We start from the raw sequence: 16855 nt of genomic DNA on the forward strand, positions 1-16855 counted from the left end.
CGTCAGGCGAGGGCGTAGACCAGTCCCAGTCCGGCCGCGCACGCGGCGAGTGAGATGACCAGCGAGACAACGGCGTAGGCCAACGCCGCAGCCGGTCGGCGCGCGCGCAGCAGACCGACGGTCTCGACGCTCGCGGTGCTGAAGGTGGTGTAGCCGCCGCAGAACCCGGTTCCCAGTACCACCTGCCAGTCGGCCCCGGCGCCCGCGCCGGTCACCAGGCCCGCCAGCACGCCGAGCAGGAACGACCCGGTGACGTTGATGATGACCGTCTGCCACGGAGTCGACCAGCCGAAGCGGTGTTTGCACTCGCCGTCGACGACGAGCCGCAACACTGCGCCCAGCGCGCCCGCCAGGGCGACCAAAAGGGTGATCACCGGTTGCCCACCCGTTCTCCGACACTGCGACCCGCGACGTATCCGATTGTCGCGCAGACCAACCCGGCGACAATCGTCCCGACGACGTAGCCGAGACCTACCCCCACATATCCGGCGGCGAGCAACCGATCGGACTCCAACGCGAAAGCACTGTAGGTGGTCAGCGATCCACAGAACCCCACACCGAGCAGCAGTCGGGCTCGCAATCGCCATCCGGTGTCGGGGCCGACGGCGGTGAGCCCGGCGACCAGCGCACCGAGGATCAGGGTCCCGACGCAGTTGACGACGAAGGTCGCCCAGGGCCACCCGTGTGCAACGGCCGGAAAAGCGCGCTCGGCGCCGTAGCGGATCAGCGTGCCGACCACCCCGCCGACGAAGACAAAGGCCATCGAACGCCACTGCCGGTGCAGCGGGACGGGCACCAGGGTGTCGGGATCGGTCACGGGCTCACGCTACCGCCGTCCCCGCAGACGCGAAAAGTGTGCGCCCCCGGCGATGGTCTCCCACATGTGGAAGGCGCCGAGAGCGCACACTCTCGTCATTCGTGCGTCACCGATCAGACGTGCGCGGTGACCTTCTGCTCGATGTTGCCCTTGGTCGCCTTCGAATACGGGCAGAAACCATGGGCGGTCTCGGCGACCTTGTCCGCGGTCTCCTGGTCGAGGCCCGGCAGGGTGACGTCGATCGCGGCGGTCAGACCGAAACCACCGTCGGCGGAGTCCTTGCCGATCCCGATGGTCACCTTGACCTCGGTGCCCTCCGGCGGCTTCACGCCCGACTTCTCCGCTGTCGCGCGGAGTGCGCCCAGGAAGCAGGCTGCGTAACCGGCCGAGAAGAGCTCCTCGGGGTTGCTGCCCTCACCGCTGCCGCCCATCTCCTTCGGCGGACGCAGATCGAGGTCGATCTGGCCGGTGTCGGAGTAGACCTGACCGTCGCGTCCTCCTCCGGTGGCCTTGGACGTGATGGTGTAGACGGTGTCGATGCTCATGGTGCCTTCCTTTCGGCGGTCGAACGGACGCCACGCGACGGGCGCGCGGCTCGACAGGGACAACGACTCACGGTCGGGATGTGTTCCGACCGTGAGCCGTACATCTGTCAGCTCTGCTGACCGTCCCGAACGCCCGCTTCGACCTTCTTGCCCAGATCGGGGTCGACGTTGGTCCAGTACTCGAACACCCGCGAGAGCACCGGCTCCTTCACACCGTCGAGAACGTGTCCGACGATGTTGTCCACCAGCCGATCCCGCGCCTCGTCGTCGAGGACCTCACGAACCAGGGTTCCGGCCTGCGTGAAATCGTCGTCCTCGGGATGCTCGATGTAACCCGCGCGCACCGCCTGGCCGTCGAAGTTCCACAGGCCCTCGTCGCCCGCGGCCTGCTCCGACGCGTGCGGTCCGCCGTAGGAGTTCGGTGCGTACACCGGGGTCTCCGGGCTGTTGGCCCGGTACGACATCGACCCCTCCTTGGAATAGGTGTTGATCGTCGCGTTCTTCGCGTAGTTGACCGGCAGCTGCGAGTAGTTCGTGCCGATGCGGTAGCGATGTGCGTCGGCGTAGCTGAACACGCGACCGAGGAGCATCTTGTCGGGCGAGTAGCCGATTCCCGGAACCAGGTTCGACGGCTCGAACGACGACTGCTCGATGTCGTTGAAGAAGTTCTGCGGGTTGCGGTTCAGGGTCAGCGTGCCGACCTCGATCAGCGGGTAGTCCTTCTGCGACCAGACCTTGGTGAGGTCGAACGGGTTGACCTTGTAGCCCTCGGCCTCGTCGACCGGCATGACCTGGATCTTGAGGGTCCAGCTGGGGAAATCACCGGAATCGATGGTCTCGTAGAGATCCTGGCGGTGGTGGTCGGGGCTGCTGCCCGCGAGCGTGTCCGCCTCGTCCTGGGTCAGGAAGTCGATGCCCTGATCGGTCTTGAAGTGGAACTTCACCCAGAAGCGTTCTCCCGCTTCGTTGACCGTCTGGTAGGTGTGCGACCCGAAGCCGTCCATGTTGCGCCACGTCTTCGGGATCCCACGGTCACCCATCAGCCAGGTGACCTGGTGGGCGCTCTCCGGGCTCAGGGTCCAGAAGTCCCACTGCATGTTGTGATCGCGCAGAGCCGATCCCGGCAGCCGCTTCTGCGAACGGATGAAGTCCTGGAACTTGATCGGGTCCTTGACGAAGAAGATCGGCGTGTTGTTGCCGACGAGATCCCAGTTGCCGTCCTCGGTGTAGAACTTCAGCGCGAAGCCACGCGGGTCACGCCAGGTGTCGGGGCTGCCCTGCTCGCCGGCGACGGTCGAGAAACGGGCCAGCGCCTCGGTCTTCGCGCCCTGCTGGAGCACCTTGGCCTTGGTGTAGCGCGAGATGTCGTGGGTGATCTCGAGTTCACCGAACGCGCCGCCGCCCTTGGCGTGGACGACCCGCTCGGGCACCCGCTCGCGGTTGAACTGCGCCATCTTCTCGATGAGGTAGTGGTCGTGGAGCAGGATCGGACCCTGCGGGCCCGCGGTCAGCGACTGGTCGTCGCTGGAGACCGGGATGCCGGTGTTCGTGGTGGTGTTCGGAGCCATGGGCTGTTCTCCTCCGGGTTGTCGTTCTACTGATCGATCGGCCGGGCTGCGCGGCACGTGTTGCACACACCCCAAAAAGTCACTTCCGCCTCGTCGATGACGAAGCCGTGGTCGTCCCCGTTGTCGAGGCACGGGCTGGAGCCGACGACACAGTCGATGTCGACGATGCGTCCACAGCTCCGGCACACCAGGTGGTGATGGTTGTCGCCGGTCCGCGTCTCGTACCGAACCGGCGATCCCGCCGGTTCGATCTTGCGGAGCAGACCGTGCGCCGCGCACACGCGCAGCACGTCGTACACGGTCTGGATGGAGACCCCGCCGAGCCGCTCACGCACTCCCGACGCGACGAAGTCGGCGGTCGAGTGCGGGTGGTCACCGAGGATCTCGAGCGTGGCCAACCGGGCTGCGGTGACGCGGAGACCCGCAGCGCGAAGCTGCTCGTGGGGTGCCATCGTCGCGGTCATGACACCACCGTAACCCCATAACTGGAATAGTTCCAGTTATTGGACTGATTAGTCCGTGGCGCCGTCGGCCGACCCGGGCGGCCGTCTCGAGTCGCGGCGGGCCCATCGGTGTCCTACGCTCGGCGATCAGAGGCCGCGTGTAGCGGTGGGCCGGGTCCCATCGTTCGCGTCCGCGACACCGTCACCGGTGACGCGTCGAAAAGCGCATCCGGCCTCACACCCCTGGAGAGACATCCGTCATGTCACACGCGCACCCCTCGCACGCCGCACCCGCCCACGAGATGACCGAGCTGGATCGCGAATCGCGGATGGGCGGGCTCGGCACCGAGACCGACACCCGCGAGATCCGCCGCATCAGCCTGCACGATCTCGAGAATCGACGATCCGAGATCACCGACCAGTTGTGGTCGGCAGCAACCGATATCGGCTTCTTCCAAGTCGTCGACCACGGGATCGACGCCGCGACACTGGACCATGTGTTCGCGATGTCGGAGCGGTTCTTTGCACTGCCCGAGGACGTCAAGGCGCAGTATCCGTTGCGTCCGGGCACCAACGCCGGCTGGGAGTACCGGTCGCAGGTCCGGCCGTCGGTGCGAACGCCGGACCAGAAGGAGTCGTACCAGGTCACCCTTCCGCGGATGGCGGACCTGTGGCCCACCGACGCCGAACTCGACGGTTTCCGCGCAACCATCGAGTCGTTCGAGGCGCGGTGCCGACAGATCGCGATGGACCTGCTCAGCTGTTTCGCCGACCGCCTCGGCTTCGACCGCGACTTCTTCACCCGCGCCCACGACCCGTCCGATCCCGGGTATCAGAGCACGCTGCGTCTGCTGCACTACTACGCCTTCCCCGACGAGCTCCTCGACCGGCCCGACATCTGGCGCGCCGGTGCGCACACCGACTTCGACGCGCTCACCCTGCTGTTCCAGCGCGCCGGACAGGGCGGGCTGCAGGTGCTGCCCGGCGCGGAGGCACAGACGCAGGCGTGGACGTCCGTGGAACCGTCCGACGACGCCATCACCTGCAACATCGGCGACATGCTGATGCGGTGGTCCGACGACCTGTTGCCGTCGAACTTCCATCGCGTGCGCGCTCCGCGGCGTGACGAGTACCGCGGGCCCCGGCACACCATCGCGTTCTTCGCCCAGGCCAACGCCGATGTCGTGATCGAGGGACCGGCGAGCCGTCACGAGCCCATCACCGCGGCCGACTACCTGCGGGCACGCATCGCGGCCAATTTCGCGGGCTGACCGCCATGACACGCATCATCCCCGACGCCACCGTTTTTGCCGGTGGATCGTGGAACAGTCACCGCGACATCATCATCGACGACGCCGGGGTGGTGACCGCGATCGAACCGACCGGTGCACGCGGCGCCGAGTCGACGATCGGCGAGCCGGGCGCCCACGTGATCCCCGGCTTCGTCAACACCCACACCCACCTCCAGCAATCACTCATGCGTGGGGTCGCCGAGTGCACCCCGCTGCTCGAATGGCTGCTCGCGGTGGGTGAGCGTTCGATCGCCATCACACCCGAGAAGGCATATCTCGCAACGGTTGCCGCGTCATTGGAGGCACTGCGGTCGGGGACCACGACGCTCGTCGAGCACATGTGGCCGCATCCGTCGACCGCGGTGCACGAGGCAGTCGTCCGCGGGCTCCGCGAGACCGGCGTCCGGGCGGTGCTCGGGCGCGGGGTCGCCGACCGGCCCGACGCGACTCGCAGGTGGGGTTTCGAGCCGACGCTGATGCAACCTCTCGACGAGGTGCTCACGCACGTCGACGAACTTCGTTCCGATGTTGCCGGTTCCGCGATCACGATGGCGCTCGCGGTGCCCAACCCGCGGTCGATCACCGGCGACGGGATGGCCGCGCTGCGGGCGTTCGCGACGACGCGGTCGATGCCGGTGTCGATCCACCTGCTGGAGACGGTCACCGACGACACCATGTGTCGCGAGCACGCCGGAGTCGGTGCGGTCGACTACCTCGCCGACGGCGGTTTCCTGTGGGACCGCCTGCTCGCAGTGCACTGCGTCGAGGTGTCCGAGCGCGATCGAGCGGTGCTGCGTGATCACGGGGTGGGCATCTCGCACAACCCGCTGTCGAACATGCGACTGGGCAGCGGCGTCGCACCCGTCCCCGCCATGCTCGCCGAGGGCCTGCGCGTCGGACTCGGGGTGGACGGCGCCGCCAGCAACGACACGCAGAACATGTTGGAGACATTCCGGATCGGGTCGTATCTGCAGCGCGCGACGCACCGCCGGGCGGATCTGTTGGGCTTCGACGAGATGCTCGACATCGCCTGCGGCGGAGCCAACGCCACACTCGGGCTACCCGAGGTGACGGGCGGGGTCACGATGGGTGCGCCGGCGGATCTCACGGTGATCCGCTTCGACCGCGACTACGCGACGCTTCCGGTCATCGACCCCGGCGCGTCCATCCTCACGACCGGGAGTCCCGCCATCGTCGACACCGTCCTCGTGGGCGGCGAGGTCGTCATCGCCGACGGGCACAGCACGCGGGTCGACGAGGCCGAGCTGATCGCGGCGCTGCGGGCGCTGTGAGTCAGCGGTAGCGCTTGCCAGGGCGCAGGGTCTGTCCCGGCATGAACTTCATGGTCGAGGGCAGCCACGTGTTGACACTGCGACGCAGGGTGAACAATGCGGACAACAGGAGCAACGCGAACTGCACCCAGCCGACGACCCGGATGACGACCGACACCTCGGAGTAGCTGAACAGCAGGTCGATCCCGATCGGGATGGACGCCAGCATGACCAGCACGGCGGTCACGTAGAAGCTGCGGCAGTTGCGGCTGTTGTGCCGCGAGATCGCCATGAGCAGCGGGTACTGGATGGCCAGCAGGACCACGATCAGGACGAGCAGGACCGGCGGGATCGTCGAGGCCAGCGACCCGACCTGGTCGGGCGCCGCCGAGTTCTTCGGGTCGACCGCGACACCCTCCTCGAGGCGCCGGCGCAGCGCGTCGGTGACCGTGCCCAGGTTCAGGAAGCCGTAGGCGAAGGACGCCAGTCCGGCGATCGCGCCGCCTATCCACAACACCCGCGCATGGTGCAGCGCTCGCGGGACGGGTCCGGCGTCGTCGGACGGTTTGAGGTCCTTGTCGGCCGAGGTCCGGCCGGCTTCGATCTCGGCCAGGTCCATCGCGTCGAGCTCGGCGAGGGACGGGACGCGGTCGTCACGATCGGGGCGCTGCGGGGTACTCACGTGACCAGTGTCTCACCACCACGAGGTACCGCCACCGGCACCGCTCAGACCAGGAGTTCGGCGATCTGGATGGTGTTCAGGGCCGCACCCTTGCGCAGGTTGTCGCCCGCGACGAACAGGGCCAGACCGTGCCCTGCCGGTGCGCCCTCGTCGACGCGGATGCGTCCGACGAGCGACTCGTCGATCCCGGCCGCGTCGCGCGGTGTGGGGACGTCGACCAGTCGGACACCCGCGGCCGCGGACAGGATCTCCTGGGCGCGCTCGACCGACAGCGGCCGGTCGAACTCGGCGTTGATCGACAGCGAGTGACCGGTGAACACCGGCACCCGCACGCAGGTCCCGCTGACGAGCAACTCGGGGATGTCGAGGATCTTGCGCGACTCGTTGCGCAGCTTCTGGTCCTCGTCGGTCTCGAACGACCCGTCGTCGACGATGGCCCCGGCCAGCGGGATCACGTTGTAGGCGATCGGGGCGACGTACTTGACTGGTGCCGGTCCACCGACCGCCGAGCCGTCGTGGACGAGCTTCTCGACGTCGTCGATGCCCGCGCGCAACTGCCCGGCGAGCTCCTCGACGCCGGCCAGCCCGCTGCCGGAGACCGCTTGATACGACGAGATGATCAGGCGTCGCAGGCCCGCCTCTTCGTGCAGCGGCTTGAGCACCGGCATCGCGGCCATCGTCGTGCAGTTCGGGTTCGCGATGATGCCCTTGGGCGGGTTGTGCGCGAGTGCCCCGTTGACCTCGGACACGATCAGCGGGACGTCGGGGTCCTTGCGCCAGGCCGACGAGTTGTCGATGACCGTCACGCCGGCAGCGGCGAACCGCGGTGCCTGCTCGCGCGACATCGTCGCGCCTGCCGAGAACAGGGCGATGTCGAGACCGGCGGGATCCGCGGTGGCGGTGTCCTCGACGGTGATCTCGGTGTCGCCGAAGGGCAGCTTTCTACCCGCCGAGCGCGACGACGCGAAGAACCGCACCTCGTCGGCAGGGAAACCACGTTCGACCAGAAGTGCACGCATGACGGCACCCACCTGACCGGTGGCGCCGACAACTCCTATGCGCAGCCCCATGACCTAGCGCCCCGTTCCGCCGTGGACGGTGGCGACCTCGTCGCCGCCCAGTTCGAACGCGCTGTGCAGTGCACGCACGGCATCGTCGAGCTCGGTGTCGCGGCACAGCACGGAGATCCGGATCTCCGAGGTGGAGATCAGTTCGATGTTGATCCCGGCCTCGCTCAACGCCTCGCAGAAGGTCGCGGTGACGCCGGGGTGACTCTTCATCCCCGCGCCGACGAGCGACACCTTGCCGATGTGATCGTCGTAGAGCACCTCGGAGAAGCCGATCTCGTTCTTGAGCTTCATCAGCTTGTCGACGGCGAGAGGTCCGAGCTCGCGCGGCATCGTGAAGGTGATGTCGGTCTTGCCGGTGTCCACCTTGGAGACACCCTGCAGCACCATGTCGATGTTGATCTCGGCGTCGGCGACCGCACGGAACACCCGAGCCGCGTATCCGGGCTTGTCGTCGATACCGACGATCGTCACCTTGGCCTCGCTGCGGTCGTGTGCGACGCCGGTGAGGATTGCTTCTTCCACGGGGATGTCCTCCATCGAGCCGGACACGATGGTTCCGGGTTTGGTCGTGTACGACGAGCGAACGTGTACGGGAACGTTGTATCGACGGGCGTATTCCACGCACCGGAGCATGAGGACCTTGGCGCCGCACGCAGCCATCTCGAGCATCTCCTCGAAGGAGACGGTCGTGAGGTGGCGGGCATCGGGGACGATGCGTGGATCGGCGGTGTAGATGCCGTCGACGTCGGTGTAGATCTCGCAGACGTCGGCCTCGAGAGCCGCGGCCAGCGCCACGGCGGTGGTGTCCGAACCACCGCGCCCCAGCGTGGTGACGTCCTTGGTGTCCTGGGAGACGCCCTGGAAGCCGGCGACGAGGACGATCTTCCCCTCGTCGAGCGCACTGCGGACGCGGCCCGGGTTGACGTCGATGATCTTGGCCTTGCCGTGGCTGCTGGTGGTGATGACACCGGCCTGCGAGCCGGTGAACGACTGCGCGTGCGCGCCCATCGAGCTGATGGCCATCGCGACCAGTGCATTCGAGATCCGCTCACCCGACGTCAGCAGCATGTCCATCTCGCGCGCGGGCGGCGAGGGGCACACCTGCTGCGCGAGGTCGAGGAGTTCGTCGGTCGTGTCGCCCATGGCCGAGCAGACGACGACCACGTCGTTGCCGGCCCGCTTGGTGGCGACGATCCGCTCGGCGACGCGCCGGATCCGCTCTGCCGACGCCACCGATGATCCGCCGTACTTCTGCACCACCAGGGCCACGCCGGTCTACCTCCGTCTGTGTCGTCATGCCAGATCGTTCGTCATGGCCGCGTGACATGGGCCACGCTGACGGCCAGGTCAGGTGAATCGGGCACCCGATGACTCGCCACACCTTACCGGCACGGGGTTTCGAGCACGGTCGGTGGAAGATCGGGCGGCTGGCTTACGATCGCTGACGTGCCGAGCAGCTCCTCCGACACCGTCATCGGTGACGGTTCGACCCCAGACGTCCCGACCAGGACCGCGACGTCGACGCGGCCGGGGCTCCTCGGACGCAATCACTCGTGGCTCACACCGGTCGCGTTGTTCCTCGCGGTGCGTCTCATCGGTGTGCTCGTGCTGGCTCGCTTCACCGACCTGCGCGGCGGCTCGCTGCGCGAGGCGCTGTCGTCGTGGGATGGCAAGTGGATGCTCGACATCGCCCAGTACGGCTACGGCGGCGTGCCGTACTCGCAGGCCGATGCGCACGGATACCGCGACGCCAACACCCCGTACGCGTTCTTCCCCGGCTATCCGATGCTGGTGGGGGCGGTCGCGAAGATCCCCGGGTTCAGCACGTTCGGCGCCGCGATGACCGTGAACGTCGTCGTCGGGTGCATCGGTGCGGTCGGTGCGGCCCGACTCGGCGCGCTGTGCTGCCGACTCATGGCCGAGCGGACCGGGCTCACCGGACGCAACGCGACCACCGGCTGGTTCACCGACAACCTGCGTGTCTCGTCGCGGGTCTCGATGTGGCTCAACTCCACGACGTCCCCGACGGCATCGGTGGGTTCGTCGACCGCACACGCCGATCCCCGTCGCGTGGGGCTGATCCTCGTCGTGCTGTTCGCGGCCGCCCCGATGGGTGTCGTGCTGTCGATGGCGTACACCGAGACGTTGTTCTGCACGCTCGCGGTGTGGGCGCTGGTCGGCGTGCTGGAGAAACGGTGGGTGCTCGCCGGGGTGGTGACGATGTTCGCCGGCCTGACCCGTCCGACCGCGGTCGTCCTGGTCGGTGTGGTGATGCTGGCCGCGCTGCTCGCCCACCGCGATGGCCCGAAGGCGTGGGCGGCGGTCGCGCTCAGCCCGCTCGGTTACCTCGGCTACCTCGGGGTGGTGTGGAACCAGACCGGCAGCCCGACAGGGTGGTTCACCATCCAGACACAGGGATGGGGCACCGAGATCGACTGGGGCAAGACCAGTTGGCAGTTCATCAACTACTCGCTGGTCAACTCCAGTGAGGTGGCCGTGGTGGCGACGGCCTGGATCATGATCGCGACGATCGCTCTCGTCGCCGTCTGCATCTGGGAACGGCTGCCGTGGCCGGTGGTGCTCTACGGGACGTTGGTGGTCATCTCGATCGCCGGGTCCAGCGGTCTGATGATGAGCCGTCCGCGGTTGCTGCTGCCCGCGTTCGTGATGCTGATCCCCGCCGCCATCGCCCTCGCCCGCAGTCGTCCGTTCACGCAGCTGTGGGTGGTGGTGGCCGTCGTCGCGCTGAGCTCGTGGTTCGGTGCGCACATGCTCACGGTGTATCCACACGCCATCTGACGTCGTCCACAGGGGTCACCGCCGGCACCGCATCCGGACGTGATGCACGGATGGCCGCTCAGCGGTGTCGGTTGTGGACGTCCCCGCGGGCGGCGGCCTCGAAACCGACGCACAACAGGTCGACGCCGTGGTCGAGGCGGCGACGGGAGTCCGTCAGTCCGCGTTCGCGGCCGATCCCACGCAGCTCGGCGACCCGTCGCGGCGGCGGATCGGTCTCCTCGCCGTCGAGGACGTCGTCGAGACCACTACGGGTGGAGGCCTGTTCGGGGTTGGTGCGCAACAGTTGTTCGCTCACGTCGGCCAGTGCGACGCCCTGGATGTAGCTCCACAGGGTCAGCGTCATCTCCGCGGCGGTGACGCGGTCGACGCCGAGTTGGCCGAAGCCGGCCATCATCCAGTCCAGGCAACCGAGACTCGACGCACCCATGCTGTGACGCGGCGACGAGTACGCCAGCACGACCCAGGGATGGCGCTGATAGAGCGCCCAGTCGATCTCGACGGCGACCTGTACGCACTCGCGCCAGGTCCGATGCCCGACGACGTCGGAGTCGTCACCCGCCATCCCGATCGTCGAGCCGTCGTCGGCGGCGTCGACCGCGGCCATCTCGTGGGGGTACGGGAACCGGCGTCCGACCTCCTCGGTCATGGCCATCAGAAGAGCGTCCTTGTCGGCGACGTGTCGGTACAGCGACATCGCCCCGACGCCGAGACGGTCGGCGAGCTTGCGCATGGAGACCGCGGTGAACCCCTCGGCGTCCGCGAGTTCGATCGCCACGTCGACGATCGCTGACCTGGTCAGACGGGGCACGGGTTCGGCTTCGGTCATCACGGCACCCCCGTCCTCGTCGATGGTGGCCGACGCCACCGGGAAACTGTTTGCGTACACCGTACCCAGATGGGTAGGTTAGCCAGGTCAACCAATCGCGTACACCGTACGCAACGCGCCGATGTCGCGCCGAGTGACCGAAGGAGGACGAAGCAGATGAGCACCATCCATCAGACCGCGGGAGGCGCTGCGCCGCGAGCGAGCGAGCCGCGCACCGACCCGCGCGCCTGGCTCGGGCTGGCGATCATGTCGCTCCCGGTCCTCCTCGTCGCCATGGATTTCTCGGTCCTGTATCTCGCGATCCCGACGATCACCGACGAGCTCGCGCCCACCGCGTCCGAGCAGTTGTGGATCGTCGACATCTACGGCTTCCTCATCGCCGGCCTGCTGATCACGATGGGCAACGTCGGCGACCGTTTCGGTCGGCGGATGGTGCTGCTCTCGGGCGCGACGGTGTTCGGCATCGCCTCGCTCCTGGCGGCGTTCGCTCCGTCGGCGATGGTGCTGATCCTCGCCCGCGCCCTGATGGGCATCGGCGGCGCGACACTGATGCCCGCGAGCCTCTCGCTGATCAGCAACATGTTCCCCGACCTCAAAGCCCGCGCACTCGCGATCGGCGTGTGGACGGCGTGCTTCGCCGGCGGTTCGGCCGTCGGCCCGGTGTTCGGCGGCATCCTGCTGCACCACTTCTGGTGGGGTTCGGTCTTCCTGATCAACGTCCCGATCCTGCTCCTGCTGCTGGTGTTCGCGCCGAAGTTGGTGCCGGAGTACAAGTCCGGTACGTCCGACCCCTTCGACTTCCTCGGCGTCGTCCTGTCGCTGCTGGGAATCCTGCCGCTGGTGTACGCGATCAAGCACCTCGCCTCCGATGGTGTCGACACGATCGGCATCGGCAGCGGCGTGCTGGGAATCGTGGCGCTGACCCTGTTCATCACCCAGCAGCGGCGGACGAAACACCCTCTGCTGCAGCTCAACCTGTTCTCCTACCCCGCGTTCACGTCGGCGATCATGGCGGCACTGGGCTGCATGATGACGCTGGGTGCGCTGTCGTACCTGACCGGCATATACCTGCAGTCGGTGCTCGGACGCGACGTCCTCGCCGCAGCGCTGGCCGGTATCCCGATGGCGGTCGCGGTGGCGGTGTTCTCGCTCGGCGCCTCCCGTATCAGCACACTGCTGGGCACCCGAGCCGCCTTCGTCACGGCGCTGCTGGCGGCCGCGGTCGGCAACGCCGGACTGCTGTTCCTGGGCACCGACACCCCGATCTGGATCTATCTCGTCAGCACGACGATCGCCGGTGTCGGTTACGGCATCGTGTTCAGCCTCGTGTCCGAGGTGGCCGTCGCGTCGGCACCGCCGGAGCGCGCGGGTGCTGCCTCGGGCATCTCGGAGACGAGCTTCGAACTCGGCACCTCGCTGGGGCTCGCGCTCATCGGATCGCTGGCGACACTAGTGTTCCGGGCCAATTCGGACGGACGCGACTTCTCGGACACCCTCGGCGAGACCCTGCATCGCGCGGGCGAGCTCGGGTCGGGTCAGGGGGCCGATCTGGCCACCGCCGCACGCACCGCGTTCGTCGACGGCCTCCATGTTGCAGCCACGAGCGGCGCGGTGCTACTAGTCGTGCTGGCCGCCGTCATCTCGGTGGTGCTTCGACGTCGCACGTAGCCGCCCTCGGGCGCCGGGAGGATGCCATGCACGAGTTGTTCGAGAAGCGTTGGAGTGCACGGGGACTCGACTTGACGGCGACCATCCCGTCGGACGACCTGATCGCCGTGCTCGACGCCGGCCGCTGGGCTCCGACCTGGGGGGCCACGCAACCGGTGCGCTTCGTCGTCGGGGTGCGCGGTGACGAGACGTTCACCACTCTGACCGGTGTGCTCAGCCGCGGGAACCAGCCGTGGGCCCCGGCGGCCGCGGCGCTCGTCCTGGTGTGCACCCGCAACGAGCCCGACGACGACAAGGCCCACACCTACGGCGCGGTGGACCTCGGTATCGCCACCGCGCAGATGATCATCCAGGCGGTCGCGCTCGGCTACGTCGCGCATCCGATGGCGGGCTTCGATTCGTCCGCGGCGATCGAGCGACTCGAGATCCCGGCGGGTGAGCGACCACTCGTACTCCTGGCGATCGGCACCCTGGCCGACCCGTCGACGGTGGACGAGAAGATCGCCGAGAAGGACTCCCGCGAGCGCACCCGCCTCCCCCTCGAGCAGGTCGCCTACGCGACGCGGTGGGGCCACCCGTTCCGGTGACGCACGCCGCCCAGGTGCCGCCGCCCCGGCCGTCGGTGCGGGAGCTGTTCTTCACGGTGCGCGGAATCGGATCGCGCTGGCCGGCCGCGACCCGGTCGATGGCGGCACTCGCGGTCCCGGCGCTCGTCCTGTGGCTCGCCGGTCTGGGACACGAGGCGCTCTTCGCCGCGCTCGGGTCGTTCGCCGTTCTGTACGGCGAGAACCGTCCGTACCGGATCCGGTGGCGCGTCATCGTCATCGCATCGGCGGTGCTGATCGCGTCGGTGGCGATCATGTCGGGCCTCGGCCACCTGGTCGGGACCGACGGCTCGACGGCCGCCGAACTCGGGATCGTCGCGGTGTCCGTGGCGATTGCCGGTCTCGCGGTCTACACCGGCAACGCGCTGCGTCTGGGTCCGCCCGGCCCGCTGTTCGTGGTGCTGACCGGTGGGATCGCAGCCACCGTCGCGCGACACGGGATCGACCCGCTGGTGCTCATCGGCTGCACCGCCGCCGGTGCGGCCGGGTCGTTGCTGGCCGGCATGGCACCCGCGTTACTGGACCGATCGCGCCCGCAACTGGCGTCGGTCGACGCCGCGATCGCGGCCATCGACGACTACATCGACGCCGACGCTCCCCGGAGTTCACCGTTACGTCACGGCGCGTCGGGCCACCTCCTGCACGCATGGACTGTGCTGCACGACGCCGCCGAGACCGACAGCGCTCTGGCGCAACAACTCTGGGCGTCTCACGAACGCCTCCACCGCGGCGGCGACCCGGCGAGCGATGCGTCCACCGACACCTTCCCCACCCCGCTGCCCCGGCCGACGGTCCGACAGCGCCTGCGCGCGTCGGCCCACCCGAGCAGTCACGCCGCGGTGGCCGCGCTGCGGGTCATGGTGGCCGCCGCGCTCGCGGGTGGCCTGTCCGTCGCGTTCGGACTGACGCGCCCCGACTGGGCGATCGTCGCGGTGGTCCTGGTGTTGCAACTCGGCCCAGACCGCATCCGCGGCGTCCTGCGGGGCGCCCACCGACTGGCCGGGACCGTTGCCGGCGTCGTGCTGTTCGCACTGCTGCACGCCGCCCAACCGACCACGATCGCGCTCATCGGCATCCTCGCGGTGCTGAGCTTCGCCATCGAGATCACCGTCGTCAGCAACTACGGACTCGCGGCCACCGCGATCACGCCTCTGGCCCTGCTCATGTCGGCGACGGGTCCCGCGATCTGGGAGCCGGCGCGTGATCGGCTCATCGAGACCGCGTTGGGTGTGGTCCTGGGCGTCGCGGCGCTCTGGATCGTCGACGCCACCGCGCATCGTCGCACCACCGGGTGGACCCGATCGGAAGCCGTCGACGACGTCGTCGCGCTGCTCGATCTGCTCGAGACGTGCCCACCCGACACGGACGAGGGGCGGGTGCGTCGACGCGATGTGCAGTGGGCGCTGATGGAGGCGGAGATGGCGGCGACCGAGAGCGCCATCGACGACCCGACGTGGGCACGTGAGGACTGGCCCGCGCACGTCCGACTGCGTCACCTCGGCTACGAGACGCTCGCCGAGTGCTGGAAGGCGCCGCCGGGTAGAAAGGTGGACCGATCCGCGCTGTCGGAGCTGCGCGTCCTGGCCGACCAGGTGTCATGACGCACCGGTATGGGAATCCGCGGAGTACGACATTTTGCCGAGAACACCGACCGGGGTAATGTCGCCGCCATGCGGCACGAGCTCCTTCTCGGGTGCCGCGGCGGGATCTGATCAGACCGGCTTCCCGTCGCGGGGGTCGATCATGCGCCGGTCTTTCGTCCACATCATGGAGAAATGACCAGAAATGCCTGCAGACAGTTTCACCTCCGGAGTCAGCCGCATCGTCGAGCCGACCGGACCCATCCCATCCGAGCAGCCCTCCTGGAACACCCAGCGGAACTCGGCCATGCCGTCACATCGCTACCGTTCGTTCGCCGATGAGGTCGAGACGGTCTCGGTTCCCGACCGCACGTGGCCCGACAAGGTCATCGATCGTGCACCCCAGTGGTGTGCGGTGGATCTGCGGGACGGTAACCAGGCGCTGATCGATCCGATGAGCCCGGCGCGTAAGCGCCGCATGTTCGATCTGTTGGTGCGGATGGGCTACAAGGAGATCGAGGTCGGGTTCCCCTCGGCGAGTCAGACCGACTATGACTTCGTCCGCGAGATCATCGAGGACAACGCGATTCCCGACGACGTCACCATCCAGGTGCTGACGCAGTGCCGCGACGAGCTGATCGAGCGGACGTTCGAGGCGTGCCGCGGCGCGAACCGGGTGATCGTGCACTTCTACAACTCCACCTCGGTGTTGCAGCGTCGAGTCGTGTTCCGCGCCGACAAGGACGCGATCACAAAGATCGCCACCGACGCCGCCCGCAAATGCAAGACGGTGGAGAAGGACTACCCCGAGACCCAGTGGCGCTACCAGTATTCGCCGGAGTCCTACACCGGCACCGAACTGAGCTACGCCAAACAGGTGTGTGACGCGGTCACCGAGATCATCGCGCCCACACCGGACAATCCGATCATCCTCAACCTGCCCGCCACCGTCGAGATGGCGACACCGAATGTGTACGCGGATTCGATCGAGTGGATGCACCGCAACCTCGCCCGCCGCGATTCGGTGATCCTGAGTTTGCATCCGCACAACGATCGCGGAACCGCGGTCGCCGCGGCCGAACTCGGCTACCAGGCGGGTGCGGACCGTATCGAGGGGTGTCTGTTCGGCAACGGTGAGCGGACCGGCAACGTGTGTCTGGTGACGTTGGGGCTCAACCTGTTCACCCGTGGGGTCGACCCGCAGATCAGTTTCTCCGACATCGACGAGATCCGCCGCACCGTCGAGTACTGCAACCAGCTGGGCGTTCCCGAGCGCCACCCCTACGGCGGAGATCTGGTGTACACCGCGTTCTCCGGCAGCCATCAGGACGCGATCAACAAGGGCCTCGATCAGATGAAGGCCGATGCCGACGCCGCGAACACCGACGTCGACGACCTCTACTGGCAGGTGCCGTATCTGCCGATCGACCCCAAAGACGTGGGCCGCAACTACGAGGCCGTGATCCGCGTCAACAGCCAATCCGGCAAGGGCGGTGTCGCCTACATCATGAAGGCCGATCACGGGTTGTCGATGCCGCGGCGTCTGCAGATCGAGTTCAGCCGTGAGATCCAGAAGATCACCGACGGTGAGGGCGGCGAGGTCTCGCCCAAGGAGATGTGGGACGTCTTCGCCGACGAATACCTCCACCCCATCCGCCCCCTCGAGCGCATCCGCCAACGCGTCGACGC

The 16855-nt window shown here is 67.8% G+C and carries 16 protein-coding genes; 7 read left to right on the top strand and 9 right to left on the bottom strand.

Translation table 11 applies throughout. The annotated features are described in order from the left end of the window. Positions 1 to 2: 2 nt before the first annotated feature. The 5 genes from crcB to JHC79_RS18515 form a co-directional block, all read right to left on the bottom strand. Complete coding sequence (gene crcB, locus JHC79_RS18495) at positions 3 to 374, bottom strand: fluoride efflux transporter CrcB (RefSeq protein ID WP_296393556.1); 372 nt, start codon at positions 372 to 374, stop codon at positions 3 to 5. Next, positions 371 to 817 (bottom strand): CrcB family protein, encoded by a 447-nt coding sequence (locus JHC79_RS18500; RefSeq protein WP_296393558.1) that lies wholly within the window; start codon positions 815 to 817, stop codon positions 371 to 373. The genes crcB and JHC79_RS18500 overlap by 4 nt, the downstream gene beginning before the upstream one ends. Before the next feature lie 113 nt (positions 818 to 930). Continuing rightward, positions 931 to 1362 carry an organic hydroperoxide resistance protein gene (locus JHC79_RS18505; protein WP_296393560.1) on the bottom strand — a complete coding sequence of 144 codons (432 nt, stop codon included), beginning with the start codon at positions 1360 to 1362 and terminating at the stop codon, positions 931 to 933. A gap of 107 nt (positions 1363 to 1469) precedes the next feature. Then, positions 1470 to 2930, bottom strand: a complete 1461-nt coding sequence (locus JHC79_RS18510) for a catalase (protein ID WP_296393562.1) — start codon at positions 2928 to 2930, stop codon at positions 1470 to 1472. A gap of 26 nt (positions 2931 to 2956) precedes the next feature. Continuing rightward, positions 2957 to 3394 (bottom strand): Fur family transcriptional regulator, encoded by a 438-nt coding sequence (locus JHC79_RS18515; RefSeq protein ID WP_296393565.1) that lies wholly within the window; start codon positions 3392 to 3394, stop codon positions 2957 to 2959. Positions 3395 to 3633: 239 nt separating this feature from the next. On the opposite strand from JHC79_RS18515, the gene JHC79_RS18520 reads away from it, so the two are divergent. Then, positions 3634 to 4644 carry a 2-oxoglutarate and iron-dependent oxygenase domain-containing protein gene (locus JHC79_RS18520; protein WP_296393567.1) on the top strand — a complete coding sequence of 337 codons (1011 nt, stop codon included), beginning with the start codon at positions 3634 to 3636 and terminating at the stop codon, positions 4642 to 4644. A 5-nt stretch (positions 4645 to 4649) separates the two neighbouring features. Continuing rightward, positions 4650 to 5957 (top strand): amidohydrolase family protein, encoded by a 1308-nt coding sequence (locus tag JHC79_RS18525; protein WP_296393569.1) that lies wholly within the window; start codon positions 4650 to 4652, stop codon positions 5955 to 5957. Between the two features lies 1 nt (position 5958). Here JHC79_RS18525 and JHC79_RS18530 read toward each other — a convergent pair whose 3' ends face one another. From JHC79_RS18530 to JHC79_RS18540, 3 genes are read right to left on the bottom strand one after another with little or no spacing between them, the layout of a single operon-like run. Further along, positions 5959 to 6618 (bottom strand): hypothetical protein, encoded by a 660-nt coding sequence (locus JHC79_RS18530; protein ID WP_296393571.1) that lies wholly within the window; start codon positions 6616 to 6618, stop codon positions 5959 to 5961. 44 nt (positions 6619 to 6662) lie between these two features. Further along, entirely contained in the window at positions 6663 to 7688 is a 1026-nt protein-coding gene (locus JHC79_RS18535) for an aspartate-semialdehyde dehydrogenase (RefSeq protein WP_296393573.1), read from the bottom strand. Positions 7689 to 7691: 3 nt separating this feature from the next. Beyond that, positions 7692 to 8957, bottom strand: coding sequence for an aspartate kinase (locus JHC79_RS18540; protein ID WP_296393574.1), 1266 nt, complete (start codon positions 8955 to 8957; stop codon positions 7692 to 7694). Positions 8958 to 9134: 177 nt separating this feature from the next. On the opposite strand from JHC79_RS18540, the gene JHC79_RS18545 reads away from it, so the two are divergent. Then, positions 9135 to 10487, top strand: a complete 1353-nt coding sequence (locus JHC79_RS18545; RefSeq protein ID WP_296393576.1) for a hypothetical protein — start codon at positions 9135 to 9137, stop codon at positions 10485 to 10487. 58 nt (positions 10488 to 10545) lie between these two features. Here JHC79_RS18545 and JHC79_RS18550 read toward each other — a convergent pair whose 3' ends face one another. Beyond that, on the bottom strand, positions 10546 to 11313 hold the full coding sequence (locus JHC79_RS18550) for a helix-turn-helix domain-containing protein (RefSeq protein WP_296393588.1): 768 nt from the start codon (positions 11311 to 11313) through the stop codon (positions 10546 to 10548). Positions 11314 to 11469: 156 nt separating this feature from the next. Between JHC79_RS18550 and JHC79_RS18555 the strand changes: the two genes are divergently transcribed. From JHC79_RS18555 to leuA, 4 genes are all read left to right on the top strand, one after another. Continuing rightward, positions 11470 to 12981, top strand: a complete 1512-nt coding sequence (locus JHC79_RS18555; RefSeq protein ID WP_296393578.1) for an MFS transporter — start codon at positions 11470 to 11472, stop codon at positions 12979 to 12981. A 26-nt stretch (positions 12982 to 13007) separates the two neighbouring features. Then, positions 13008 to 13568, top strand: a complete 561-nt coding sequence (locus JHC79_RS18560; RefSeq protein WP_296393581.1) for a nitroreductase family protein — start codon at positions 13008 to 13010, stop codon at positions 13566 to 13568. After that, a complete protein-coding gene (locus JHC79_RS18565; protein ID WP_296393583.1) occupies positions 13547 to 15187 on the top strand; it encodes an FUSC family protein in 1641 nt (546 codons plus the stop codon). Before JHC79_RS18560 ends, JHC79_RS18565 begins: the two co-directional genes overlap by 22 nt. 184 nt (positions 15188 to 15371) lie before the next feature. Continuing rightward, positions 15372 to 16855 (top strand): 2-isopropylmalate synthase (gene leuA / locus JHC79_RS18570; RefSeq protein ID WP_296393585.1); only part of this gene is annotated, 1484 nt, incomplete at its 3' end.

Origin of the sequence: Williamsia sp., from assembly GCF_016462415.1 — a bacterium.
Lineage (GTDB): Bacteria > Actinomycetota > Actinomycetes > Mycobacteriales > Mycobacteriaceae > Williamsia_A.